A 25,119-nucleotide genomic window follows, 5' to 3' on the forward strand; every position below is an offset into this window, starting at 1 on the left:
AGCATCCTCGCTGGTCTCGTGAAGCGAGATGGTTACTCCTGTACCAAAGTAGGCTACAACCTGGTCTATTAGCGCCTGCAGGTTAAAACTCGCTACGTTGTCGTTGTTAAAATCACACTCTTCTAACGCCGGGAATGCCGGGATGATAGGGGCTGACTGGACATCAAGTAGCGTGCTTACAACGATGCTACATCCGGTAACGGCATCTTTTACCAAAACATATAACGTGGCGTCTGATGAAAGGTACGGAACGCTAACGTCTAAAAAGTTGGCATTGCCCGCCAAGGCATCGCTTTGGTTAACGTAATAGGCAACTGTATATCCCGCCTGGCCATTGGTAATAACCGGGGTAATGGTGTTTAAATTGAAATATCCCTGGCCCGGAACTTCTTCGCATGAAGTAAATACCGGAACCGTAAGGTTAGCGTCAGGTAATGGGTTTACCACCAACCTGAACGAACCCGTATTCCAGCAACCGAAAGGCGTTTGTACCCGGTAATATATAGGTTGCATATCAGGTATTGTATTACGGAATGCAGCAGGTGAACCTATTGTATTGATATTAAGTTGGGCATCGGTATTAGAAGTATAATAGGTAATGGTATTAGCAGGGTCTGATGTTATCTCCGTTGCCTTAGAAGTTAGGTTAAACGTCTCAGTACCGTCGTTTGAAGGTGCCGTATTATCACATAATATATAGTCACTTACCGGTACAATGTTTGGCCTTTGATGCACCACCAGGCTTACGGTTGCTACAGAGTAGCAACTGGTACCAGCAGCATTTGGTGCAATACGAATAAACACAGAGCCTGTAGACGAGGTATATGTTGCAGGGGCTGAAATCTGACCTGCTGTACCGCCGTTATTAGCATCATTTAACGAAGTGTAATAACTATATTGGTATCCTGAAGCACCTGCAACAGCTTGCTGTGCAGCCGGAACAAGATTAAACACCGCTGTTCCCGTATCGTCGGTTTCGCAAAGCTCTAGTGGTGTTACCGGCGACAATGCAGGACTTGAAAGCGCTCTTAATGCCACTGAAGTTATGCTGTAACAACCTGCCGATGTTTGTACGCGTGCGTATACTGTTGTAGTAGCTGTATAGTAGCTATTAGGCAGCGGAGTACCTCCGGCTTCGGCAAGTGCCTGCGTTGTATAATAAGAAACCGTGTATGTGGTATTACCGTTTGTAACATCGCTGTTTTTTGTAGACAGGGTAAATGTAGCACTACCGGTACCGTCATCGCAAAGCACATAGTCACTTACGGCTGTATTAATAACAGGCAGCGGATTAACCGTTAGTGTAAACGAACCTATACTATAACAGCCAAAAGTATTTTGCACCCTTACCCAAATGGTTTGAGGTGTAGCGGTATTATTATATGACGATGCATTTACAATAGAGGATGTACCTGCCTGAGCCGCAGTTAAAGAATCAAAATAGGTTACTGTAAGCCCGGCTACACCTGCAGTAGCTTCTGCATCTTTTGTTGTAAGATTAAATGTTGCTACATTTCCTGTAGTAGCAGGGTCATCACACAAAACGTATGGCGTTACAACTGGTACTGCAGGCTTAGGATGTACCACTAAGTCTACTGTTTTAACTGCATAGCAATTAGTAACAGACGCTGTTTTTACAACCCTTATGTAAATGGTTTGAAGATTTGGAACCGTATTTTGATATGATGACGGTGTGCCAATTTGCCCCGTACCCGCCTGCGCATCGGATAGCGACGTATGGTAGGTGACCGTAACATCTGTTTGACCGTTTATAACCTGATTACCTGCGGTTGTAAGGTTAAATACGGCAAGACCATCATAATCGTTATCACAAAGCTCTAAATTAGTAGCGTTAACTAATACAGGAAGTTCATCTATAGTAATATTCTGCGTGGATGATCCCGGTAAACGGCATCCTCCCGCGCTACCTGCGTAGGTATACTTTACCTCATAGGCACCTGGCGCTGATGTAGCCGGATTAATTTCTCCACTAACAGAATTAATGTCGAGGCCTGTTGGCGTTGCACTGAAGGTGCCGCCATTAGCAAAGTTAGTATCCTTAGCAGGTGTTATTAAAGGATCTGACTGGCACGCAACCGAAGGAATAGTAAATCCTGTTACCGAAGCACCACCCGGAGTAACAATTACATTTACGGCTAAGGGTATACTTTCGCAACCCAAGGCATTTCTCTGAACAACATAATATTGTGTAGTACCTACAACCGATGTATTTGGCACAGGGCCTGTTGTAATATATTCTGTACCATTTGAGTCAAACCACACCAGTGTAGTACCGGGATCTGCAGTTCCTGATAAACCCGGGGCAACTTCTCCCTGGCAATACGTAAAATCAGTTATAGAAGGCGTTTGTGGCTCCGGATTCTGAAAAATAATCTCCAGAGTTTGTTTACAGTTTGCCCTTCCCCAGTCAAATCTATAGGTACCGGCAGTGGTAAACCCGGAGATATTAGTAACCGGAACACCGGGGTTAGCAATATTTACACTTGCCGGATTATCGGCATGTGGCGTCCATGTGCCAAAGCCTACAGCACGTGTGGTAATACTGTTATTGTTACAGTCTAATGTGGTTGTGGGTGTAACAATGCTATTTTGCACGTATATACTAATATTATCCAGCAGGTTACCCGTACTGCTACCAAACTGAAATCCAGACTGCTGACCGGCTGTAAGTACAGAACGGAACATAATACGTGTTACAGGCTGTCCGGCTGGCGACGTAAAAGAGATGACCGGATTTGTGGTACCGTCTCCGTAATGTACCCATCCCGTACCGGTAGTATATAGCCCAATACGCGTGTACGGGCCGTCTGGCGGGCCTGTTACCAGTTCCATTTGATCTGTATTAAAGCTACCAAATGCCTGGCGTGCCCTGTGATAAAAATCTATATTAAATGTAGTAGGATATGGCGTGTTGAATTCCTGGTAAATCGCTTGCTCGTCTATACCATTAGAGCAAAGTTCGCAAATATAACTCCCGTCTACTGCTGCGGCTGTAGGTGTAATAGCGGTGGTATTACTGGGCCAGTACTCTATATCACCACTACCGGCAAGCGTACGCCAGCCCTGAACTGCAAAGTGATTGTAATCAGAATTTGATGTTGATGTAAAAGCATGGTCTTCAAAACTGCCATTTACACATACGTTTTCGCATCCCGCGGGTATAGGCGGGGTAGATACGCAAATGCCAAATGTAGGTGATAACGATGGCGAAATCATATTAAAATAAAAACGCAGTTTATACGACTGCCCCGCAACCAGATTGTAAAGCCGAAGCGAATTAGCATTTGAACATCCTATCTCAGTAAGCTGCCCGCAGTTACCGGAATACGCTGCAACAATTATTGGCTGAGAGTACGCTCCCGGCGCAAAAGGTGTAACATTCCAGATAGATATTTGATGGCTGGATGCTGTTGCCGTAAACTGGTACCATACATCCAGAGGTGCCGTAGTAACTGTACCGCAAGATGAGGAAGGAACACCCGAAGCGGTAGCCCCCGTAAACGAAGCCGTAACAAAAGTAGAGCTGGTAGTACAGCTGGCAGCACTGTTAACGTTTAAGGTAATAGCACCGCTACAGTTATCATTAGCGGGAGCAAATATTTTTTTTACAGGATTACTCAAGGGTAAAGCAAACAAATACTGTATTGAAAAAAACAATACGAGTAGCAGGGTATTTTTCTTCATCAACTTATAATTTGGCAATAAAATTATGTTAAACCGATGGTTTCACAAACCATTAACGCTCTAATAACAGGGAAAAATACAATTATCCTACCCAAAAAATTCCATTTTAAGTAAATATCACATAATTGTTATCTGTTGATATATTTGAAACAAAAAAAAACCGCCTGAGCGGGAACTCAGGCGGGGTGCAAGCAAAAGGGGATTGCTTACTAACTAAACCTAATCAGAAAACTATTTTCTTAGTTGATTTACCTGCATCGGTAGTGGTATTAACTATAAGCATTTGTTGCTCAGCGCTAATCCTGTCTACCGTTACAGACGGAGCATTAACTGCACTGTGGCTGTATACCAGTCTTCCTGTAATGTCATAAACATCAACCGCCTTTATAGTGCTGTTTTCTGCATTTATTACAAGGCTGTTACCTTTTTTGTATACAACCACACCTGCATTTGTACCCATTTCAGGGTTCGTTGTACCAAGCGTTTCGGTAGTGTAGAACAACTCAAAACGGTTGTTAAACGTACCTTGCCCGGTATTAAATATATAGTCTCCGGCAGTTAGGTTAGTAACTATTCCGGTTACGTTGTCTTTAAGATAAACTGTTTGCCCCTGGCCAAAAATACCCTGAGCGTTTTGCAGGTTTATGGTGTAGCTACCCGCTACAGCCGATGTATACCCCATGGCTACCCTGTCTGTATTTGCAAACACTGCACGTGCCTGTATAGCTAACGGCGTTTCGTTTTGCATAGTATAAGCTATTGCATTACCTTCTGATTGCAGCACTTTAGCATCGTAGCCGTAATCAAACTGATTAGTAGTTTCGTCCATGTAAGCTACGGCAAATTGAGAAGCAAAGCTACCATCTGCCGCCAACATGTTTATCCAGTAACGCGATATCGCTGCCGGAGTTGCTGCATTTCTTAAAAATGCCTGCGATGCACCCGGGGTACCCCTTCTCATTTTATTGGTAAACTTAAGTACCGGTGTAGTTACACCTGTTGTAGTCCTTACTATAAAGCCCTGACCGGGAGCAAGCAACCATGTACTCGCCGGACCGTTATAATACTGTGCCTGTCCCGCTCCGCCGCCTAATGCCGGATTAGCAACAAAAGCTGCCATAGTTAAAGTAGCGTAAGAGGTAGCAGCGCTGTTATTCCTCTTCCTCCAAAAATAAACACCAGAAGTAACATCTATAACATTAGCATTGGTAGCAAAGAAATCATATACATTTATAGGAGAAGGGTAAGGATTACCCACCGCTGTATAACGATCTCCTTCTGCAGAAAGATTAATGTTAATATTACCGTTATTTGGAACACCTTTAAACACACCGTTAAACTCTGTAGCGGTATCTCCATCGCCATAACCAGGTAGCGAAGGTATAAGGTTTGGCATCCTTATAAGGTATCCTTTTGCCGGAGCGAACGATGTGCTAAGCGGATCTACGTGCCAGTAGGCTTCCAGCCAATCTGTTCCGTTGAACCCGTACTTGTACTCGTAATAACGGTTAGATGTGGTAGAAGGTGAAAAATCGAGTAGCCTTTGATTTGCCACAGGAGATGACCATAACGTATAGTCGTACCTGTAAAGCTGGTTACTCTTTTTGTTAAAGGTAATATTACCGGTGTTAACTACATTGTTTACCTGTAGCAGTGCCGCGTTATCTTCAATAATAAGCTGAGCTGCATCGTCTACAAAAACGGCACCTTTTACTCTTAACGTGTGCCCTGAGGCTATGGTAATAACACCACTGTTTACCGCAATACTACATGCCGTAAGACTACCCGAAGAAGTGTAATCACCATCAAAAACAGCAGCATACTCTATAGACTCCGGCTCCCCGTTACTCCATGATGTTCCATCCCAAACGGTGGTAATGGCGCAAGGCGCTGCCTCCTGCCACTCATAGGCTCCAAGATCTACAAAACCATCATATACACGGTCATTCCCTGCAAAATCTTTTGTAACAGCAAACAGATCAGGAACAAGACCTGCGCTGTAATAATCTGCAAGGCCTGAGTTTACGGCAGGGCTGTTAGTATCTAGTGTATAATCTCCTACTGAAGCATTTGAAAATAGCGGATCTGAAGCTAAAATATTATTACCCGTATTATTGTTTGCCCCAAGATAAGTGGCATCTGTAAGTACATTTTTAAAGATAACAGCATCAAGACCTCCGGCACCGCTTGTATCTACAAAGGTAGCGCCGTTGTTATTCATTACAATACTGTTTCTAAACACTGCCGGAGCCTGTGCGGCACCTGCGTTGCCATAGTACATAAAACGCCCCTCGCCTGAAGCTATATTTTGGTCAAAAGTACAGTTTGTAAAGATAGGTCCCGCATTTATTCCTGAAAACAGGGCGTTGCTACCGCTTACGTAATATAACGCACCACCTTTTTCCTGTGCATTATTTCCTGTTACAATACAGTTAGTAAATGAATCGGCACCGCTTACAACGGTATCGCTATCACCTTCTATATAAAATGCTCCACCTAAACGCGCTGCAAGATTATCTTTTATCTTCACCCTGTCAAAAACAGTAGCATTAGAAACTGCATTAAATACCCCTGCACCGTAGTCAGACTCGTTTGCTGTAATGGTACTGTTATATACATACGTAGTACTATGAACGTTATAAATCCCTCCACCCGAAAGTGCATCGTTACCTATAACTACAGACAAATCTTTAATTACCGTACCAGAACCATCGTTATAGACTCCGCCCCCGTGGGCCGATGCAAAGTTGTTTTTCAGCGTACTGCCCTTTATAACCGGCATACCCGAAATATTAGCAACACCCGCACCTGAATTAGCGTGGTTATTATTAATCTGCGCATTGTTTATAATCATGCCCGACAGACAGTTTTCATTATAAACCCCTCCACCTTTTCCGGTAATGAAGTTTTCCTGAATTAAAACATTTCGCAGTTCGTACTCGCTGTTTTTGTTATAAACACCACCACCATTATTACGGGCTATAGCATTTCCGTTTACCGTAATATCTCCGGTACCATCTGCATAGGCATCCCTAATAATAAATCCGTCTACCACTACACCAGACGCAGCAGTAATACCGGAACCTACAATAATGTGGTAAAGGTTATCTGTTTCTATTTCCTCTAAGCCTACTTTACCGGTAAGCAGCGTTTCACCGCCAGATACTCCTGTAGCTAAAGGCAGGTATTGCCTGTTGTTTACAGAAGATTCAAACCCGGCAAATCCACCGTATAAAGACACCCCATTTAAAAGAACAAAGGCGTTATCCCTATCGTTAGCATCGGCATTGCTATAATTATCTGCCCTGTAAAAAGGCCTGTACTTACCGCTTGCTACCCATATTTGCCTTATCGTTGCCGGTGCGGCATCATTAAGTTGTTTAGCAAGATAAAGCGCATCGGCCAGCTCGCTCATTGGGCTCGCCCAGCTTTCGCCTGTACCACCCTGGTCTTTACGTACATAAAGCACACCATTTTGTATGTTCATGCCCAGTGTACTTATTTGTTTAACCTCAGATGGTGCAGAGAACATTCCGTTGCTTTCTGCCCTCACCCTGTAGTAATATGTAGTACTGCCTGTTAATCCCGAAAGTGCCCTGTAAAACGTATTTCCGCTTACACCGTTCACCGTACCCGCTACAGCTGTAGGTGCTACAGTGGTATAAGATAACGATTGTGTAGTACCTGTGTAATTTGTAATAGCAACATTATCCAGAATGAAGCGTGTTGCGGGAGAATCTCCAGACGACTGTATTTTAATTCTTGAATTTGCAGTACCACCGGTTAAAGCAAATACATAACTGCGTGGTGTGTTAAGTGCCGCCAGATTTGTACCCAGTTGGGTAAAGTTAGTACCGTCTGCGGCATATAGCACTTTTACGGTAGTGTTATCTAACTGATATTTTGCCAGGTCTACCGAAAGATACGTTTCGCCTGTTAAACCCGAAAGATCAATTGCCGGAGAAGTTACAGCACCCACCTGCCCGGCAGCACCTATAACCGCAACACCTGAGCCTTCGAATACATTGCTCACCGCCCAGCCGGCTAACTGGAAGCGCGTATCTGCATTTATAACAGGAACAGCGCCATCTGCAGCAAAACCTGAAAAATCTTCGTTTAGCACATACGTATCAAACACTGGCGATGTGCTTACATTCAATTTAAAGTTATATTGGCCCGGCATAAACCATTTTGCCCTAAGGCCAGACATAGTAACATTAGAAGGCTGTTGTACCACAGGCACAATAACCGACTCTGTTCCTATGATATTTTGAGTAGTGGTAAACGTTTGCTCGCTACCATATCCTATAATTGTTGTATTGTATTCCCACACCCTAAAGTAATACTGTGTTCCATCAGTAAGGCCCGCAAGCGATACGGTGTAAGCACCATCTGTAAGAGCGCCCCCCATAACCTGGCTACCCGTACCCGGAGTAAAGCCTTGGGTAGTACTGTACTCTACACCATAGAAAAGAGCATCGCACAAAATTTGCGGAGCCGCCTGTATGGTAGCACCAGAAGCACTAATATTAGAAACCGTACCACTATAAAGTATTACAGGGGCTTCAGCATTTTTATGGAAGTTAAGGTGGAAAGGAGCTTCGGCAGCAGCGTTAACAGCAGCTACCCTAATGTAGTAGGTTCCTGCCTGGCTAATGTAGTACTCTATTACCTCTTGCGAAGCGCTGGTTTGAGATGATGCAACTGCCTGCGTTAACGCTGAAGGGCATGAACCCTGAAACAGGAACAAATCAGCGTTTCCTGAAAAATCAGATAGTGAAATGGTATAGTTACCAGGGCAGTTTGCCACAAACTTATACCATACATCTTTAGCGTTATCGCCCTGCGTAAGGGCAGTATAAGTAGATGATGCTAAGGTACCCGTAATATCTCCCATAAAAGAGTCTATTGTTTCGGCATTGGCACAAAGATCGTTTGTAATAGCAGTGCCAATAACTTTTCCGTTAACCACTACCTGGGTAGCAGCTTTCCCTCCGGTAAGCGTGATTACATTGGTGTTGTAAGTACCTACACTTAAACCAAATTTAAGGCGAACATAAAACGTATTGTAAGCCAGCACACCTTCTGCATCGTAAGCAATGGTAACGCTTGGACCGAAATTAGAGTTTGGAGAAAGCGAAACCTCATAGTTACTGTTACCGAAAACAGAGAGATTTCCTGCACCCGGAGCAAGGTTAACCGAATTTATGCGGAAGCTTTTAGCTATAGATGGGCCATTACCCACAAAATAGTTTAGGTTATAGCGTACCGGATTTATAATATTAATCTCCTCAACGTGTGCCACAACAGGGACAGTATTGTAAGAAGAAACCGCTAAGTTCTGTGTAATTTGGCTCGCCGCTATATTAAGCCCCATTGAAATGTTAGAATCAAAGTCGGCACCATTATGAGCAATTGTAATCCGAGCCTGAGTATCAGACGTTCTTACAACACTTGCAATAGATATTCCACCAGGAACGTTAACCAGTGTAAATCCGTTTCGGTTTAGCGTAGGCACAAAAGTACCTACAGTAAGTTCGGCCACAAAAGTGCTGGTGTTTAACTGATCTTCCTGTAAAGAGCCGTTAAGCATAAGCTTTGGCTGCAATACCCCCTGAAGATTAAAATCTTTAAACTTCAACGCACCTGCACCTCCCCTTTTACTGAAATTGATTTTTACATCCGACGCAAATACAGTTAATGCGTTAGATACCGTAACAAAGAAAACCCCGGTAGGAGACGGCGTAGTAATAGTCTGGGCTGTATACGTATTTCCGCCATCGGCAGAAACACTAACGGTTATAGGACCACCATCTGCGGCGGTTTCGTTAGCCAGCTCAAAACTAAGATTCACGCTATTGTAGGAAGATAAGTTATAAGATGGTGTTGTAAGAGAAGCATTTACAGCCGCAAATTTTGCATAGCCACCCCCTACAACAACATCGTTTCCTGTCCATCCCACCGGAAGGAAACTACCCGCAAAAGATTGCTGGTCTATTACGCTCTGCGCATTGGCACTAAAAGTTACGCCAAGCAAAAGCACAAGGACATACTGTCCATAAAGAGCACGTAGCCCTTTCAGACGCTTAAAAACTGTTTTCATAAGATTAGGTCTTTAAGTATAAAAGTTCACACCCCCATGTGAAGATATTTTCCGCCCATTAATTTTGAATAGGAATCCATCAGTATTTTATACAGGGTAAACTTATTAAAATGAGGTACAAAAAAAAATACCTAATGTTAGGTATTTTTAATTTATTAGGGTTTCCCCTATATTTTTACGTCATCCTTAAAAATAATATTCACCAACAGGTGTCTTATCAACAATATGCAACAAAATTTAAATATTTTTGAATAAAATACTGATTTATCAATATTTAAAAAGTAAATAACAAGAAATAATTCAAATAATTAACAATTTATCAACGGTGTTTTAACAGAATTAAACTCGTGAAAAACGTCAGATTAGGGTTTCCCCTAGTTTATACCGATGTTTTTAAGTATGCCATACGTATGGCCACAATAGCCGCCTCTGTACCCTTGTTTCCATGCTTGCCACCACTGCGGTCTATAGCCTGTTGCATGGTATTATCGGTAAGCACACAAAACACTACCGGAACATCTGTTTGAACATTGAGGTCTTTTATACCCTGCGATACAGCTTCACAAACAAAGTCAAAATGCTTCGTTTCCCCCTGTATAACACTGCCTATAGCTATAACAGCGTCTACGTTTTGGGTTTGTATCATTTTTTTACTGCCGTACACCAGTTCAAAGCTACCCGGCACATACCAGGTTACTATATCTTCCTGAGGAACATTGTTCTCTAAAAGCGCCTGCAGTGCACCGTTATACAAACCTGAAGTTATATTATCATTCCATTCTGAAACAACAATCCCAAACCGAAGACCCTTCGTGTTTGGGATTGTGTTCTTATCGTACTGAGATAAGTTTTTATTTTCTGTTGCCATATAAAATTTAGTCTACTTTAGCAATGTATGCATCAATCAGCATACCTTCGGCAGAAGTACTGTATTTATCTTTTATTTCTGTGTAGTACTTAAGGGCATCTTCTTTTTTGTTTAGGCTTTCGGCAAGCTGTCCTGCTTTAAACAGGAAACGAGGAGTAAACACTTCGTTGTCGCTTACTTTAGCTGCATCAAGGTAATACTGTAAACCTTTGGCAAGGTTGTCATTACCACCAAGCTGTACAAAAGCATCGCCCATAGCACCTATAGCCGAAGCCTTAAGTGCAGGATCTTCAGTTTTAAATGTATCAAGATGCGCTACAGCCTCTTTATACTTACCGGTGTTAAGGTAAGCTGTACCTGCAAAATACTCTGCAAGGTTAGCAGCATCTGTACCAGAGTACTCGTCTATTATTTTAAGGAAACCATATTTACCTTCACCACCGTTAAGGGCAAGGTTAAATAATGAGTCCTGAGATTTTTGAGCATTTAGAGCCTGTGTAAGGTACTGTTCTGCCTGGAACATTTCGTTAGCAGCCTCTTCCTCTTTAGGGGTTACTACAAACTTATCTACCAGTAGGTAACCTATGGTTACAAGAGCTACAGCACCAAGTACTATATAAATGAACTTTTGGTTCTTCTGCACCCACTCTTCTGTTTTAGAAGCACCTTCGTCTAACGAGTTGAATACATCGGCAGTAGTACTATGGCCTTCAAATGTAGTTTCTTCTACTTGCTGGTCTATTTCTACTTCCTCTTTTTCTACTTCAGGTTTCGGGGCCTTATAACCTCTTTTATTGTATGTAGCCATTTATTTTATTTTAGTGAGCGCAAAAATAAAATTTTTATTGAAAACTAAAACACCTTTTGTCGATATTTTTCGATAATTTGCAGCGTGTAAAAAAAACCTGCCTCTTTTACGGAAGGTTTTCATATTCAGACCCGTTTACGCCATGCACCTGCAAAGTTTATCGCTACTCAATTATAAAAACATCGCCGAAGCCACCTACGAATTCGATTCGAAAATAAATTGTTTTACCGGAAAAAACGGCGTAGGAAAAACAAACGTGCTTGATGCCATATACCACCTTGCCTACGGAAAAAGCTACTTTAACCCACTGGCAGTGCAAAACATACGCCATGGCGAAGACTTTTTTGTGATTGACGGCACCTTTATAAAAGATGAACGTACAGAGCAAATTGTATGCAGCCTTAAAAAAGGAGCAAAAAAAGCACTGAAGCGAAACGGCAAGGTATACGACCGTTTTAGCGAGCACATAGGCTTTATCCCGCTGGTAATTATATCGCCTTACGACAGCGACCTTATTATAGAAGGCAGTGAAACCCGCCGTAAGTTCCTAGACAGTGTAATATCTCAAATGGACGCCCCTTACCTGCAGGAACTTATAAATTACCAAAAGGTGTTATCTCAGCGTAATGCTTTACTAAAGTACTTTGCGCTAAACCATACGTTTGACCGCGAAACCTTATATATATACAATGAACAGCTTAGTGGCATGGCACAGCACATTTATGAGAAACGCCGTGCTTTTATAAACGAGTTTACACCCATACTGATTAAACACCACCAGGCAATAACCGATTCGGCAGAGGAAGTAAACCTCGTATATGAGAGCCACCTCCACCAAAACAACCTGATAAACCTGCTGGACGAAAACCTGCAGCGCGACCGTGTACTGCAATATACCAGCGTGGGTATACATAAAGACGAGCTGTTGTTTGAAATCGCGGGCCATCCTATTAAAAAATTTGGATCGCAGGGACAACAAAAAAGCTTCCTGATTGCGCTAAAGCTGGCGCAGTTTGAGTTTATGAAAAAACAAAGCGGCGTACTGCCCATACTTTTATTTGACGATATTTTTGATAAACTTGACGAAAGTCGCGTGGCGCGCATTGTACAGATGATAGACGATAAGGTGTTTGGCCAGATTTTTATAAGCGACACCCATAGCGAACGTACTGAGGCTATAGTAAAAGAAACCCACCAGAGTTATAAGATTTTCACGCTGTAAGTTATTCGGCGATTTGGTTATTCGTACCTTTAAATTCAGAAAATACACTTTAGTTATGATATCAGAAAAAACCCTTCAGTTTCTGGAAGACTTAAGAGAAAACAACTACCGCGACTGGTTTCAGGCAAACCAGGATCGCTATGCCGATTATAAAAAAGACTACAAAGCCACTACCGAAGCGTTTATTGCAGCAATGGGTAAATACGACGAAAGCGTGTCGCACCTGGAATTTAAAGACTGCTCTTTCCGTATAAACCGTGACATCCGTTTTAGCAAAGACAAAGCACCCTACAAAACCAATATGGGTATATGGATGTACCCCGGAGCCAAGCACGATAATCTTGCAGGCTACTACATACATATAGAAAAAGGAAAATCATTTATAGCCGGTGGCCTTTACTGCCCACAACCTGATGCGCTTAAAAAAGTAAGGCGAGAAATCGGCGGATTTTATGAAGACCTTGATGAAATTGTTCAAAACAAAGATTTTCAGCAAAACTTTAAAGCCCTGAGTAACGAAGACGCCCTTAAAAACATACCGAAAGGATATGAAAAAGAGCATCCGGCTGCAGAATTCCTTAAACTAAAAAGTTTTATAGCACAGGCACCCGTAACAGATAAGGAGCTGCTTTCTAAAAACTTTGTAGAGGCTACCGCAAAAAAACTTTCGGTATTAACCCCTCTTGTAGATTTTTTAAACCGCGGACTTACCACTGAAGAGTAAAACCGTACTTTTGCAGCCGTATTAAACTTTTATATTTACAATGGAAATCTTAAGCAACTATCCGCTAAAAAACCTCAACACTTTTGGCATTGCAGCGTGCGCAAAAGAATATGTTTCGGTAACCTCTGTAGAAGAACTTAAGTTGGTACTTAAGGAAAACCAAGGCAAGAAACTGTTTATTTTGGGCGGCGGCAGCAATATGTTGCTTACCCAGGACATAGACGCTCTTGTTATACATATAAACTTAAAAGGTATTGAAGTAGTTGCCGAAAATAACGGCACCGCACAAGTAAAGGCAATGGCCGGCGAGAACTGGCATGGCTTTGTACAATACTGTATAAACCACAACTACGGCGGTGTAGAAAACCTTTCGCTCATCCCCGGAAATGTGGGTACTACGCCCATACAAAATATAGGTGCATACGGCACCGAGATAAAAGATACTATGATACAATGCGAAGCCCTGCACATAGCCACGCAGGAGCTCCGAACCTTTACAAATGCCGAATGTGAGTTTGCGTATCGCGAAAGTATTTTTAAATCTGAATTGAAAGGTCAGTACATTATAGTATCGGTAACCTTTGACCTTACTATAGCAAACCACAAAATAAACACTGCTTACGGAGATATTACAGCCCAGCTAGCCGCAAAAGGCATTACCTCCCCTACTATTAAAGATGTAAGCGAGGCGGTAACGGCAATTCGCCAAAGCAAACTACCCGACCCGAAAGAACTGGGCAACAGCGGCAGCTTTTTTAAGAACCCAATTATTCCTAAAGCACAATACGAAGCGCTACACGAAAAATTTCCTGATATGCCGCACTATGTAGTAAGCGAAACCCAGGTAAAAGTACCTGCCGGCTGGCTTATAGAACAAAGTGGTTTTAAAGGAAGCCGTTTTGGCAATGCCGGTGTACACGCGCGCCAGGCACTTGTTATTGTAAACTACGGTAACGCTACCGGTCAGGAACTTGTAAACCTGTCTAAAAAAATTCAGCAAACGGTTTTTGAAAACTACGGAATAGCCATAGAAGCGGAAGTTAATATTGTATAAACAATACTCGATTTTATAGACAAAAGCCACCTTAAACGGTGGCTTTTTTTGTTGGCGCCTGCACCTCTTACAACCATTCTGTAACTAAAGATTATTCCTACCATAACAAACCATACTGCTGACGCTACATTTCGTGCATTTCACGACATTATTTTTTACAAACCACTGATTTATTGTTGCTTTGACCTAACAAATCGCGATTACCGGGAAGCCGAAAACGTAGTATAGAGTAGGCGTAAAAAGTAGCCAATGAAGCCATGAAAAAAATAATATTCTCATTGATTTTCTTCTTACTTATGGTACCTGTAGCATATAGCCAATGCGACACCATAAAAGAAATACGTTTAACAATAATCAGCTACACAAAAAAGGATAAAGACATTAACGTAACAGCATCAATAGACAGGAAACAAAATATGGGGCGAAAGGAAATAGCAGCTACCGAAGGCATAGGGAAAAATAAAACTTATGAGGTAGTTAATATCGAAAACGCCGAAGTAAAACTCCTTGAAAAAAACATCTGCTTTGAAAATTTTACTGACAGCGCTCCGTATTTGTCGTTTAGTATTGATAAGCCCTACCCAGGCTGGACATTTACGTACACCGTGACAATAGTTACCCGCGGGGGAAAAACCTACCTGGGCGAACACGATGGAAAACTTGATTTCGTAAAAAAAGAAACCTCCTTACGAAATCCGCTGCCTAAGCTAAAAAATGTTACACAAACACCTTCTAAATTAAAAAATGACAGCAACGAGGTGTCTAAATTTATGTACCTAACCGCTGCAGACTTCAATTTTGACGACAATAAATCTGGTTACGTAGGTCATTTAAATATGTATAGAAAACCTTACAAAAGATTTGGCTTTAATGCCGGGTTAATGAAGATAAATTACAACAACAACGACAGCATTGTAGCAAATGCATTTAACAATGTAAAAATGAATCCGCTAAACAACGCGGAATCAGACACTACCTACATACGCCAATTTAATCAGTATACACGAAAAGTAAAATCTACTGCATTTAGCATCTATTTTCAGCCGCTTGTAAAAATTAATTCGTGGGATAAACAATATTATATTTACGCCCACGGACATTTCGAACTCCTCATCTCGCGCTTTACCATTACCACAACAATGAAAAACATAGCGCAAGATACTATAACGGTAACTAAAGACAACATCCCGGCAGTACTCTCTTTAGGAAGTACATCTAAATCGGTTACCACACAGCAGCTGCTTAACGGGTACTTTGGAGCCGGTGTAACTTTTGATCTAAGTATTACAGAAAGATCTTCCTTATTTTTTCAGCCAACTATTGGATGGACAACAAATTACCCTCAGGTATCATCCGTAAATTCTGGAAATATTTCTTATATTGACACCAGTAGAAACTGGAATGGATTTTACCTTATACGTTCGTACTACCGCAACAAACTGGAAAAATCAGAAATAATTATAGGAACAGATATACGCGGCCTCCTCCCCCGGTACGAACCCTATTATTCTGTTTATGCGGGCATAAACATAGATGTTAATGCACTTGCCGATATACTAAAGTAAATTAATATAAACCTTTAAAACTTTACAATTATGAATGAGCATCTTAACGGCGATCTAAAAAAAAACGGACCAGATTTCGTATTCACGTTAAAACAATTGACGGGCAAAGCTGGTTATAAAACAATTGAAAAAACAATCATTAAAGTAATGGACTATTATGGTATTATAGTACGATACGAACATCCTGATGATGTTGCCGACGATTATTCCACTGACCCGAATATTTCTTCAGACCTCAGTTTTACTTTGCAAAATAGTGAATGGGATAGTATTAGTGACCTAAAAGTGAGAGTAATGCCTATTAACGACGATGGAACTGAAACACAAGACTTAATTCCTTATTTTCGTGAGCGCCTGGCTTATTACAAAGATAAAGAAGGGATAGCTCATAGTGAAATTGAGAAGTTTACAAAACAGTGGGAAGAACAAAAGAACATTATCATCCCATCGGCTGAACCAAAACACACGAAGGCGAAAGATTTTAAACCAAAAGTTATAAAAGGCGATATTATTTTAAGCTTAAAATAATGTATTTAAACTGAAACCAACCTATGCAAAAATTACTTTTATTAGTAGCGGTCTGCTGTTTACTTACCACTTCACTAACTGCACAAGAGCTAAAAAAGTATGCAGAACCGTTGGCTTCACAAAGCCCCAAAAAATATATCAATGAAGCACTGCAAAAAAATCCGGCAACCACAATAGAGGCTGCTGGATTATTTTATAATTTGGGGCTTTCTTACTCCTATCTTAACCAGGAAGAAAAAGCTGTAGAGTACCTTATAAAATCAAAAAAGCTTTTTGAAAAAAAGGGAATGACGTCCGTTGCTAAAGATGTTTCTTTAGAAATACATTGTGTTATTGCTTCCCAGGAGCACTATAACAAGTATAGCGACAACTTTTTAAGCGAGTTTTACAACTACGCAAAACAAAACGAGTCTGCTCACAGACTTGCATTAGCCTACAATGAGTTTGGAAAAATGGATTTAGATGAGTGGCAAAAAGACAGCATAAGTAATCCCGTAAAGCTTAATCATTCTGAGAAAATGTTTAAAACCGCATTACAGTTCAATAAGAAGGACAGTAAACCGGGAACCGCTGCTAAAATTTACCATAACCTTTTTGCCGTTTATCTATTTAGAGGAAAGATGGAAAAAGCAAGAAAATATCAGGATACTGCTTTTGTATTCGCAAAAAAGGAGAATAATGCCGAAGAAATATTTACCGGCAACTACAGCGTAGGACTCACCTACTTTTACGAAGAAAACTATGTTGCCGCTATAAGTTGGTTTAAACAAGCTGAACCAATAAAACTAGCTTACTATGGGCAAAAATACCAACGGCTACTTTACAAAAAAATGATGGAGAGCTACGATGCGCTAAACGATCAACCTAACCGTCGTAAGTACCAAAAGCTTTATCTGGACCTTGAAGCTAAAATAAATGATGAACAACAAAACATAGCCATCCACGAGACAGAACAGAAATACCACCTTGAAGAAAAAAATAAGGAAATCTCGACGTTACAAAATTTCAGAGAGAAGTTTAACAAAAATAGGTTAGTATATGCAGTACTGCTTTTCCTTGTTTTTTTAATGGCGCTGTATTCGTTTGTGCGGTGGAAAAAAGTAGACTATTACAAAAAGAAACTGCAAACCGAGAAACTACAAGTTCAGGAAGAAAAACAGGTAATTGAGGAAGTACATTTAAAAACAGTAGAGGAGCTGGAAAAGGTAAAAAAAATAGTTACCGAAGGGCACATTATTTTAAAAGACAACACCAAAGTATACATGGCAGATCTTATGTATGTAAAAGCGGAAGACCACTACCTTAACCTGTACAGTAAAGACGGAAAGAAACATTTTGTACGCGGCAAAATATCTGACATATTAAACGAGTTACCTCCTAATTTTTTAAAATGTCACAGGTCGTATATTGTTAACACTAACTATATAAACACGTATGGAAAAGGCGCAGTGATCTTAAAAAACAGGGAAAAGATACCGGTATCACGCAATTTTAAATTCTGAAAATGTTTATTATTAAAAGTGATGTAAAAGCACTAATTTTGCCACCAAATTTTAAAGGCTGATGCTCGAAATTACTTTTTACGTATTTATCGGAATAATTGTACTGCAACTGGCATACTATCTTGGTATTTTCGGTAAGTTTATATTTGCAGCACCCCCACAGGTTACGCAAAAAAAACTTCCGGTTTCTGTACTGGTGTTGGCAAAAAATAATGCTGATAAGGTAAAAGACCTGGTGCCAAAACTGGTAAACCAAAATTACCCTGACTTTGAAATTGTTCTTATAGACAATGCATCCAGCGATGAAAGCATAGATATTATGGAGGAGCTGGAGCTTGCCCATAATAACGTACGCCTGGTAAAAGTAGAAAACAACGAAGCTTTCTGGGGCAGTAAAAAATATGCACTTACCTTAGGCATTAAAGCCGCCCGAAAAGAATACCTGCTGTTTATAGACGCCGACTGCGAACCGGCTTCAAACGACTGGCTTATGCACATGGCCTCTCAGTTTACCATGAGTAAAACCATTGTTCTTGGTTTTAGCGCTTACAGGCTGGTAAAAAATTCGCTATTAAACAAACTCATCCGTTTTGATGCCCTGGTAAATGCTACGCAACGTTTTGCCTGGGCCAAGCTTGGGTCGCCGTTTAGTGGAGACGGCCGCAACCTTGCGTACAAAAAAGAAGAATTTTTTAAACGCAATGGTTTTATTAACCACATGAACATCCGCACCGGCGAAGATGCTCTTTTTATAAACGAAGCTGCAAACAGTAAAAACACGGCAGTGTGCTACACCCCCGAAAGTTTTACCTACAGCGATGCTCCGCTGAGCTTTAAAAGCTGGATACTTGATAAACGTAAAGCTGCCTACACCACCACATTCTTTAAAACATCAGACCAGGTTAAGCTAAAGGTATTTACTTGGCTACAAGGGTTATTCTTTTTATTTATGACCCTGCTTATTGCCTTTCAGTTTAACTGGATGGTGCTGGTTCCGGTAATTGCTTTCCGCTACCTGCTATGCTGGATTATTATGGCGCAAAGCGCAGCCAAGCTAAATGAAAAAGATACCGTATACTGGTTCCCTTTTATAGAAATAATGCTTATCTTCACACAACTGTATGTATTCGCAGTTAATCTTCTTTCACGAAAAGCACATTGGCAATAAACTCCCAACGTATACAAGATAACATAGCAAAAGCAAAAAAAGGCGACCAGGTGGCGTTTACTTTTTTGCTCGACTTTTATTGGAGCGAGGTGTATAACTTTATGCTGAAGCGCACCCAAAACGAAACCGACACCGAAGACATAGCCATAGAAACCTTCGCTAAGGCTTTTGACCGCATAAGCACCTACAATCCGGAGTATGCGTTTAATACCTGGCTGATAAGCATTGCTAAAAATGTGCATATTGACATACTACGCAAAAAAAAGTCGGTATTATTCGAGGAAATTACCGATGATGAAGACAGCCGCGCCCAAAACATAGCCGACAGCTCTCCTACTGCAGAAGACCAGCTTATACGCGAACAAAACCTTTCCAGCCTGTTGCAATGCATTAAGCAACTTAAGCCACAATATCAGGAAATAATACAGTTACGGTATTTCCAGGAACTGTCTTACCAGGAAATAGCCGATCAGTTGCATGAACCTTTAAACAATGTAAAGGTAAAAATACTGCGCGCTAAAAAACTTTTACTGGAAATCATCACAAAAAAATAAAGTGACAATTGCGTAAAAATCACCCTCCGGTAAAAAGCATTATTAAACAATCTGCGTAATAAATGTGATTTTAGGGAGATTTTTCTAACAAAATGATTAAAGCCTTACTTTACAGACTACTCACAGTAAACACTTTACACAATACACGCAAGTACTACATCGTTATAGTGATATAGATAATTTTCAAACCTAAAATCACCACTTATTTATGTCAAAAGTAGATGTATTCCACAACGGTTGGATTGACCTCGTATTTGAAGGACGCAACCAGCAGTACGGTGCTTACCAGCTCCGCAAGCAAAGCCCAAAAACTACTGCCATTGCCCTTTTCTCAGGCATTTCATTTCTTGGGCTTGCAGTAGCCATACCGGTTACAATAAACCATTTTTCAGGAAGTGAAACTGCGGCATTGCATCCCGCAGCGCCACATCTTATGGGAGTAGTTGAGATTGACACTGACATCACACTTGATGAGCCTGAACTTCCTAAACCTGCAAAACCTGAACCCCAAACTGCGGCTGCGGCACCACCGGTAAACGACGTAGTTAAATTTACAGATAAGCTTGTAGCTACATCAGATCCTGTAGAAAACCCGCCTACTCAGCAGCAACTTTTAAATGCTAACACAGGGCAGGAAAACATTAAGGGTGCAGGAGAAAATGGCAACCCTCTAAATACCACGGGCCCTGGCGTGCCCGACGGCACGGGAGAAAACCCGGAGGGTCTAATTACTGGCAACACCGTAGAAACCACCGTAACGGTAGACGAAATGCCGGAATTCCCCGGAGGTATAAAAGATTTTTTAACCGCGGTGGGGCGTAACTACGAAGTACCGGAAAGCGATGAGCCACAAACAGCTAAAATCCTTGTGCGCTTTATTGTAGAAAAAGATGGCTCTATCAGTGATATTTCGGTTACCCGCGACCCTAAGCCCGAACTAGGCCTTGGCAAAGAAGCCATAAAAGCATTAAAACGCATTAAAACCAAATGGACTCCCGGTAAAAAGAACGGACAATATGTGAGGACGGCGTACAACCTGCCCATTATGGTAAATATTCACTAAATAAAGAGCTCCGAAAGGGGCTTTTTTTATGGCTAACCGCAAACGCGAATTAACTTTTGTAGACCGCAAGCGGCGTATTGTGTATGTAAAATTAACGTATCTTTGTACTCTGATTTTGAAAGTATGGAAACTGTTTTAGATACTTCCAGGCCTGTTGCCCAAAACGGCCTGCTTACACAAAAACCAAAATGGCTTAGGGTAAAACTCCCAACGGGCCAAAAATATACAGAACTTCGTGGCCTTGTAGATAAGTACAAGCTGCACACTATATGTACTTCGGGAAGCTGCCCTAATATGGGCGAATGCTGGGGCGAAGGTACTGCTACGTTTATGATTCTTGGTAACATCTGTACACGTTCGTGCGGCTTTTGTGGCGTAAAAACCGGAAGGCCTGAAACCGTAGAGTGGGATGAACCGGAAAAAGTAGCGCGTTCTATTAAACTAATGAACATAAAACACGCGGTAATAACCAGCGTAGACAGAGATGACCTCAAAGATGGTGGTTCTATCATTTGGGCCGAAACTGTAAAGGCAGTACGCCGTATGAGTCCCGGCACCACTATGGAAACCCTTATACCCGACTTTCAGGGAATAACCCGTAACATAGACCGTATTGTAGAAGTAGCCCCAGAGGTTGTTTCCCACAATATGGAAACTGTAAAACGTCTTACCCGTGAAGTGCGCATACAGGCAAAATACGAGCGTAGCCTAGAGGTACTACGTTACCTTAAAGCAAGCGGTATTAACCGTACAAAATCAGGTATTATGCTGGGGCTTGGCGAAACCGAAGCCGAAGTGCTGCAAACTATGGAAGACTTGCGCGGTGTAAACCTTGACGTGCTTACCATAGGCCAGTACCTGCAGCCGAGCAAAAAACACCTTCCGGTTAAAGAATTCATTACCCCGGATCAGTTTAAAAAATACGAGGAAATAGGCCTTGAAATGGGCTTCCGTCACGTAGAAAGTGGTGCACTGGTACGTTCGTCTTATAAGGCACAGAAACATATTCTTTAGGCTGTTTAGTTAGAAGTTTTTTTGAAGCATTAAGTTAAATACAATCGAGACATAGTCGTAAAATATTTAGAGTTAATATTAATTTAAAATTATAACGCTCTATTTTTTATATTTGAAGTAAATCGATTTCTATTCCAAATATAAAACATAACAACCGACAATTATGAATCAAACAGATCATCAGTTATTAATAGTAACTTCAAAAGCACGGTCAGATAAGGCTATAAATGAATTAAAAGGTTTATTAGAAGGAATAAATTTAGATAATGTAGTAAACGATTCTGAAGTCAATGAGTTAATACTTTGGTGTGACAAACATAGAGAATTAATTGACCGAAATCCTTTTAATGAATTAATGTACGTTATCAGACAGGCGATTATAGAAAATATCCCGACTGTTGAAGCAATTGAAGATCTGTTCTATTTATGTCAAAAATATGAAGGTGATAGCTATTATTACAAGGCCGTTACAGCAGATTTACAGACTCTTCATGGTTTGTGTCATGGAATTTTATCTGATGGCGTTATTACCGACGACGAAGTTTTCAATCTCTACGATTGGCTTAACAAAAACCAACACCTAAACACATATTATCCTTATGATGAGATTAGAAGTTTAGTAAGTTCAATTGTAAGAGACAAAATTATAACCGAGGAGGAAAAATTAGTTTTAAAAGCTTACTTTAAACAATTTGTTAATATAGTTGACCCTTCAATTAAGCAAAAAGTCGAAGATGAAACTAAAGGGCTAACTATAATGGAATATTGCACGAGTGATCCTGAGGTGGTTTTTGAAGGAAAAACATTCTGCATAACTGGCGCTTTAAAAAGAGGAAAACGAGAAGAACTTCAATCTGACATAAGTAAACTTGGAGGTATTCCTGTAAACAATATTTCAAAAAAAACAGACTATCTTATTGTGGCAGATAATGGTAATCCTGCATGGGCATTCTCGTGTTATGGAAGAAAAATTGAGCAAGCGATTAATTTACGAAAACAAGGACACGTGATTACCTTGATTCACGAATTTGACTTTTGCGATATAATTGATGATTTGAATAATTAACATTCGTGAAAAAAAAAACAAAAATAGCCATTAACGGTTACGGGCGTATAGGCCGCAATCTTTTCAGGCTGCTGATAAGCCACCCTACCATAGAGGTGGTTGCCATAAACGACATTGCCGATGCTCACACCATGGCGCATCTTACCAAATACGACAGTATACACGGTACATTGCCCTACACTGTTTCGCATACCGAAGACAGCATTATTATAGACGGGCACTCCTACCCTTTTGTCAGGCAAAAGGATGTTTCGGATATCAACTGGGCTGCGTACGATGTAGACATTGTGGTAGAATCTACAGGGAAATTTAAAACGCTGGAGAATGCACAGAAACATCTTAGCTCTGGTGCTAAGAAAGTCATCCTTTCTGCCCCACCCGAAGATGACCGTATTAAAACCGTAGTTCTCGGGGTAAATGAAGGGATTTTAGATGGTGCAGAAACCGTCATTTCTAATGCCAGCTGTACAACGAACAACGCCGCTCCCATGATGAAAATCATTAACGAACTGTGCGGTATAGAACAGGCGTACATAACTACAGTACACTCATACACTACAGATCAAAGCCTGCACGACCAGCCCCATAAAGATTTGCGTCGCGCACGGGGTGCATCGCAGAGCATAGTGCCCACTACAACGGGTGCCGCAAAGGCACTAACAAAGATATTCCCTGAGTTTGTAGGTAAAATAGGTGGCGGAGGCATACGAGTACCGGTACCAGACGGCTCGCTTACAGACATTACCTGCTACGTACGTAAAGAAGTAAGCATAGCGCAAATAAATGACGCGTTTAAAACTGCTGCTGAGGGCGAACTAAAAGGTATACTAGCTTATACCGAAGACCCCATAGTTTCGGTTGACGTCATAGGCGTACGAAATTCCTGCTTGTTTGATGCCCAGCTAACCTCTGTAATAGACAAAATGGTAAAGGTGGTAGGCTGGTATGATAACGAGATTGGCTACTCGTCACGCCTGATTGACCTGATAACTTTCGTATCAAAATAAAACACAAAAAAGTCCGCATTTTTAAAAATGCGGACTTTTTTATACTTTCAAAACCTTTACTCTGCTTTTACGTCAAGCGCATCGCGTAAGGCGTTACCCGCCATCATAAAAGCAAGCACCAATAACAACATGGCAATACCCGGAGCCATAGCAAGCCATGGTTTACCCAATATTATGTAATTATAATGATCTTTTATCATGCCTCCCCAGCTTGGTACAGGCGGCTGTGCCCCCAAGCCTAAAAAGCTAAGCCCGCTTTCTACTAATATGGCGGAAGCAAAGTTGGCAGCCGAAATTACAATAACCGGAGCCATACTATTTGGCAATATATGATGGAATATGATACGGGCGTTACCATAACCTAAAGCACGCGCAGCGGTAACGTACTGCATTTGCTTAATGCTCATTACCTGGCCTCGCACCACACGCGCCACCTCTACCCACATGGTAAGTCCTACCGCTACAAACACCTGCCAAAATCCTTTACCTAAGGCAAGGGTTATGGCTATAACCAAAAGCAGCGTAGGAATACTCCATATAATATTAACCAGCCACATTACAAATGCATCTACCTTGCCTCCATAATAACCGGCAACAGCGCCAAAAAATATACCCACGATAAGCGATATAAAGACAGCTACAAAACCTATGGCTATAGATACGCGGCTGCCTATAATGAGCCTGCTTAAAAGATCTCTGCCCTGGCTGTCTGTACCTAACAAAAACTTTTGTTCAGATATGTACTGCCTTTCAAAATCCTGTGCACTAATGTTGTTGCCAAAATCAGATAATGGAACTGACTTGTAGAGCGCCAGCGAAGCATCTGAGTTGTACTCCGCATAGCTAAGGCTATCTGCTTTTATTTTATAATCAAGTATAGGCACCTTCGGTTGAGGGTCTTTTTCGCCAAAAAATAATTTGGAGAATGCGCCCTGACTGCTTTCCTTGGCAGGAAATTTCAGCATCGTTACTTCAAATCCCGGAGGTTTGCTGTGTATGGCAAGATCTCCCCAGTTAGCATTTTCTGATTTTTCCGGAGCTAACACATAGGCAAATACTGCCACAAGCACCAGTATGGTTATGAATACAAAACTTAAAACGCCCCAAAGATTCTTCCTGAACCTTTGGAGCGCCAAGCCCGTAAGCGATTTTCCGGATTTATCCATGT

At 41.3% G+C, this 25,119-nt stretch carries 17 protein-coding genes; 12 read left to right on the top strand and 5 right to left on the bottom strand.

Annotated elements, in window-relative coordinates:
- The 4 genes from ACLI08_RS00005 to ACLI08_RS00020 form a co-directional block, all read right to left on the bottom strand.
- Positions 1 to 3,705 (bottom strand): hypothetical protein (locus tag ACLI08_RS00005; RefSeq protein ID WP_411426398.1); only part of this gene is annotated, 3,705 nt, incomplete at its 3' end.
- 223 nt (positions 3,706 to 3,928) lie between these two features.
- Positions 3,929 to 9,808 (bottom strand): T9SS sorting signal type C domain-containing protein, encoded by a 5,880-nt coding sequence (locus tag ACLI08_RS00010; protein WP_411426399.1) that lies wholly within the window; start codon positions 9,806 to 9,808, stop codon positions 3,929 to 3,931.
- A gap of 379 nt (positions 9,809 to 10,187) precedes the next feature.
- Entirely contained in the window at positions 10,188 to 10,676 is a 489-nt protein-coding gene (ribH, locus tag ACLI08_RS00015; RefSeq protein ID WP_411426400.1) for a 6,7-dimethyl-8-ribityllumazine synthase, read from the bottom strand.
- 7 nt (positions 10,677 to 10,683) lie between these two features.
- Positions 10,684 to 11,484, bottom strand: a complete 801-nt coding sequence (locus tag ACLI08_RS00020; protein WP_411426401.1) for a tetratricopeptide repeat protein — start codon at positions 11,482 to 11,484, stop codon at positions 10,684 to 10,686.
- A 142-nt stretch (positions 11,485 to 11,626) separates the two neighbouring features.
- Here ACLI08_RS00020 and recF point away from each other — a divergent pair, with 142 nt between their 5' ends.
- From recF to gap, 12 genes are all read left to right on the top strand, one after another.
- Entirely contained in the window at positions 11,627 to 12,706 is a 1,080-nt protein-coding gene (recF, locus tag ACLI08_RS00025) for a DNA replication/repair protein RecF (RefSeq protein ID WP_411426402.1), read from the top strand.
- Positions 12,707 to 12,761: 55 nt separating this feature from the next.
- Positions 12,762 to 13,430, top strand: a complete 669-nt coding sequence (locus ACLI08_RS00030) for a DUF2461 domain-containing protein (protein WP_411426403.1) — start codon at positions 12,762 to 12,764, stop codon at positions 13,428 to 13,430.
- A 40-nt stretch (positions 13,431 to 13,470) separates the two neighbouring features.
- Entirely contained in the window at positions 13,471 to 14,484 is a 1,014-nt protein-coding gene (gene murB, locus ACLI08_RS00035) for a UDP-N-acetylmuramate dehydrogenase (protein WP_411426404.1), read from the top strand.
- A gap of 257 nt (positions 14,485 to 14,741) precedes the next feature.
- Positions 14,742 to 16,049, top strand: coding sequence for a hypothetical protein (locus ACLI08_RS00040; protein ID WP_411426405.1), 1,308 nt, complete (start codon positions 14,742 to 14,744; stop codon positions 16,047 to 16,049).
- 30 nt (positions 16,050 to 16,079) lie between these two features.
- Positions 16,080 to 16,577: a hypothetical protein gene (locus ACLI08_RS00045; protein ID WP_411426406.1), complete on the top strand. Its 498-nt coding sequence runs from the start codon at positions 16,080 to 16,082 to the stop codon at positions 16,575 to 16,577.
- A gap of 23 nt (positions 16,578 to 16,600) precedes the next feature.
- A complete protein-coding gene (locus ACLI08_RS00050; RefSeq protein WP_411426407.1) occupies positions 16,601 to 18,079 on the top strand; it encodes a LytTR family transcriptional regulator DNA-binding domain-containing protein in 1,479 nt (492 codons plus the stop codon).
- A 61-nt stretch (positions 18,080 to 18,140) separates the two neighbouring features.
- A complete protein-coding gene (locus tag ACLI08_RS00055) occupies positions 18,141 to 19,247 on the top strand; it encodes a glycosyltransferase (protein WP_411426408.1) in 1,107 nt (368 codons plus the stop codon).
- Positions 19,238 to 19,801, top strand: a complete 564-nt coding sequence (locus tag ACLI08_RS00060; RefSeq protein ID WP_411426409.1) for an RNA polymerase sigma factor — start codon at positions 19,238 to 19,240, stop codon at positions 19,799 to 19,801. Before ACLI08_RS00055 ends, ACLI08_RS00060 begins: the two co-directional genes overlap by 10 nt.
- Positions 19,802 to 20,009: 208 nt before the next feature.
- Positions 20,010 to 20,864 carry an energy transducer TonB gene (locus tag ACLI08_RS00065; protein WP_411426410.1) on the top strand — a complete coding sequence of 285 codons (855 nt, stop codon included), beginning with the start codon at positions 20,010 to 20,012 and terminating at the stop codon, positions 20,862 to 20,864.
- 123 nt (positions 20,865 to 20,987) lie between these two features.
- A complete protein-coding gene (gene lipA / locus ACLI08_RS00070) occupies positions 20,988 to 21,878 on the top strand; it encodes a lipoyl synthase (RefSeq protein ID WP_411426411.1) in 891 nt (296 codons plus the stop codon).
- A gap of 163 nt (positions 21,879 to 22,041) precedes the next feature.
- Entirely contained in the window at positions 22,042 to 22,944 is a 903-nt protein-coding gene (locus ACLI08_RS00075; protein ID WP_411426412.1) for a BRCT domain-containing protein, read from the top strand.
- 5 nt (positions 22,945 to 22,949) lie between these two features.
- Positions 22,950 to 23,951 (top strand): type I glyceraldehyde-3-phosphate dehydrogenase, encoded by a 1,002-nt coding sequence (gap, locus tag ACLI08_RS00080; RefSeq protein ID WP_411426413.1) that lies wholly within the window; start codon positions 22,950 to 22,952, stop codon positions 23,949 to 23,951.
- Between the two features lie 56 nt (positions 23,952 to 24,007).
- On the opposite strand, the gene ACLI08_RS00085 is transcribed toward gap, so the two are convergent.
- Complete coding sequence (locus ACLI08_RS00085) at positions 24,008 to 25,117, bottom strand: ABC transporter permease (RefSeq protein WP_411426414.1); 1,110 nt, start codon at positions 25,115 to 25,117, stop codon at positions 24,008 to 24,010.
- Positions 25,118 to 25,119 lie beyond the last annotated feature (2 nt).

Origin of the sequence: Flavobacterium sp. RNTU_13, assembly GCF_046614455.1 — a bacterium.
Lineage (GTDB): Bacteria > Bacteroidota > Bacteroidia > Flavobacteriales > Flavobacteriaceae > Flavobacterium.

Excerpts from the sequence above, each read along its gene's own strand:
- ACLI08_RS00010 (WP_411426399.1), bottom strand. The coding sequence starts at position 9,808 with ATGAAAACAGTTTTTAAGCGTCTGAAAGGGCTACGTGCTCTTTATGGA.
- ribH (WP_411426400.1), bottom strand. The coding sequence starts at position 10,676 with ATGGCAACAGAAAATAAAAACTTATCTCAGTACGATAAGAACACAATC.
- ACLI08_RS00020 (WP_411426401.1), bottom strand. The coding sequence starts at position 11,484 with ATGGCTACATACAATAAAAGAGGTTATAAGGCCCCGAAACCTGAAGTA.
- recF (WP_411426402.1), top strand. The coding sequence starts at position 11,627 with ATGCACCTGCAAAGTTTATCGCTACTCAATTATAAAAACATCGCCGAA.
- ACLI08_RS00030 (WP_411426403.1), top strand. The coding sequence starts at position 12,762 with ATGATATCAGAAAAAACCCTTCAGTTTCTGGAAGACTTAAGAGAAAAC.
- murB (WP_411426404.1), top strand. The coding sequence starts at position 13,471 with ATGGAAATCTTAAGCAACTATCCGCTAAAAAACCTCAACACTTTTGGC.
- ACLI08_RS00040 (WP_411426405.1), top strand. The coding sequence starts at position 14,742 with ATGAAAAAAATAATATTCTCATTGATTTTCTTCTTACTTATGGTACCT.
- ACLI08_RS00045 (WP_411426406.1), top strand. The coding sequence starts at position 16,080 with ATGAATGAGCATCTTAACGGCGATCTAAAAAAAAACGGACCAGATTTC.
- ACLI08_RS00050 (WP_411426407.1), top strand. The coding sequence starts at position 16,601 with ATGCAAAAATTACTTTTATTAGTAGCGGTCTGCTGTTTACTTACCACT.
- ACLI08_RS00055 (WP_411426408.1), top strand. The coding sequence starts at position 18,141 with ATGCTCGAAATTACTTTTTACGTATTTATCGGAATAATTGTACTGCAA.
- ACLI08_RS00065 (WP_411426410.1), top strand. The coding sequence starts at position 20,010 with ATGTCAAAAGTAGATGTATTCCACAACGGTTGGATTGACCTCGTATTT.
- lipA (WP_411426411.1), top strand. The coding sequence starts at position 20,988 with ATGGAAACTGTTTTAGATACTTCCAGGCCTGTTGCCCAAAACGGCCTG.
- ACLI08_RS00075 (WP_411426412.1), top strand. The coding sequence starts at position 22,042 with ATGAATCAAACAGATCATCAGTTATTAATAGTAACTTCAAAAGCACGG.
- ACLI08_RS00085 (WP_411426414.1), bottom strand. The coding sequence starts at position 25,117 with ATGGATAAATCCGGAAAATCGCTTACGGGCTTGGCGCTCCAAAGGTTC.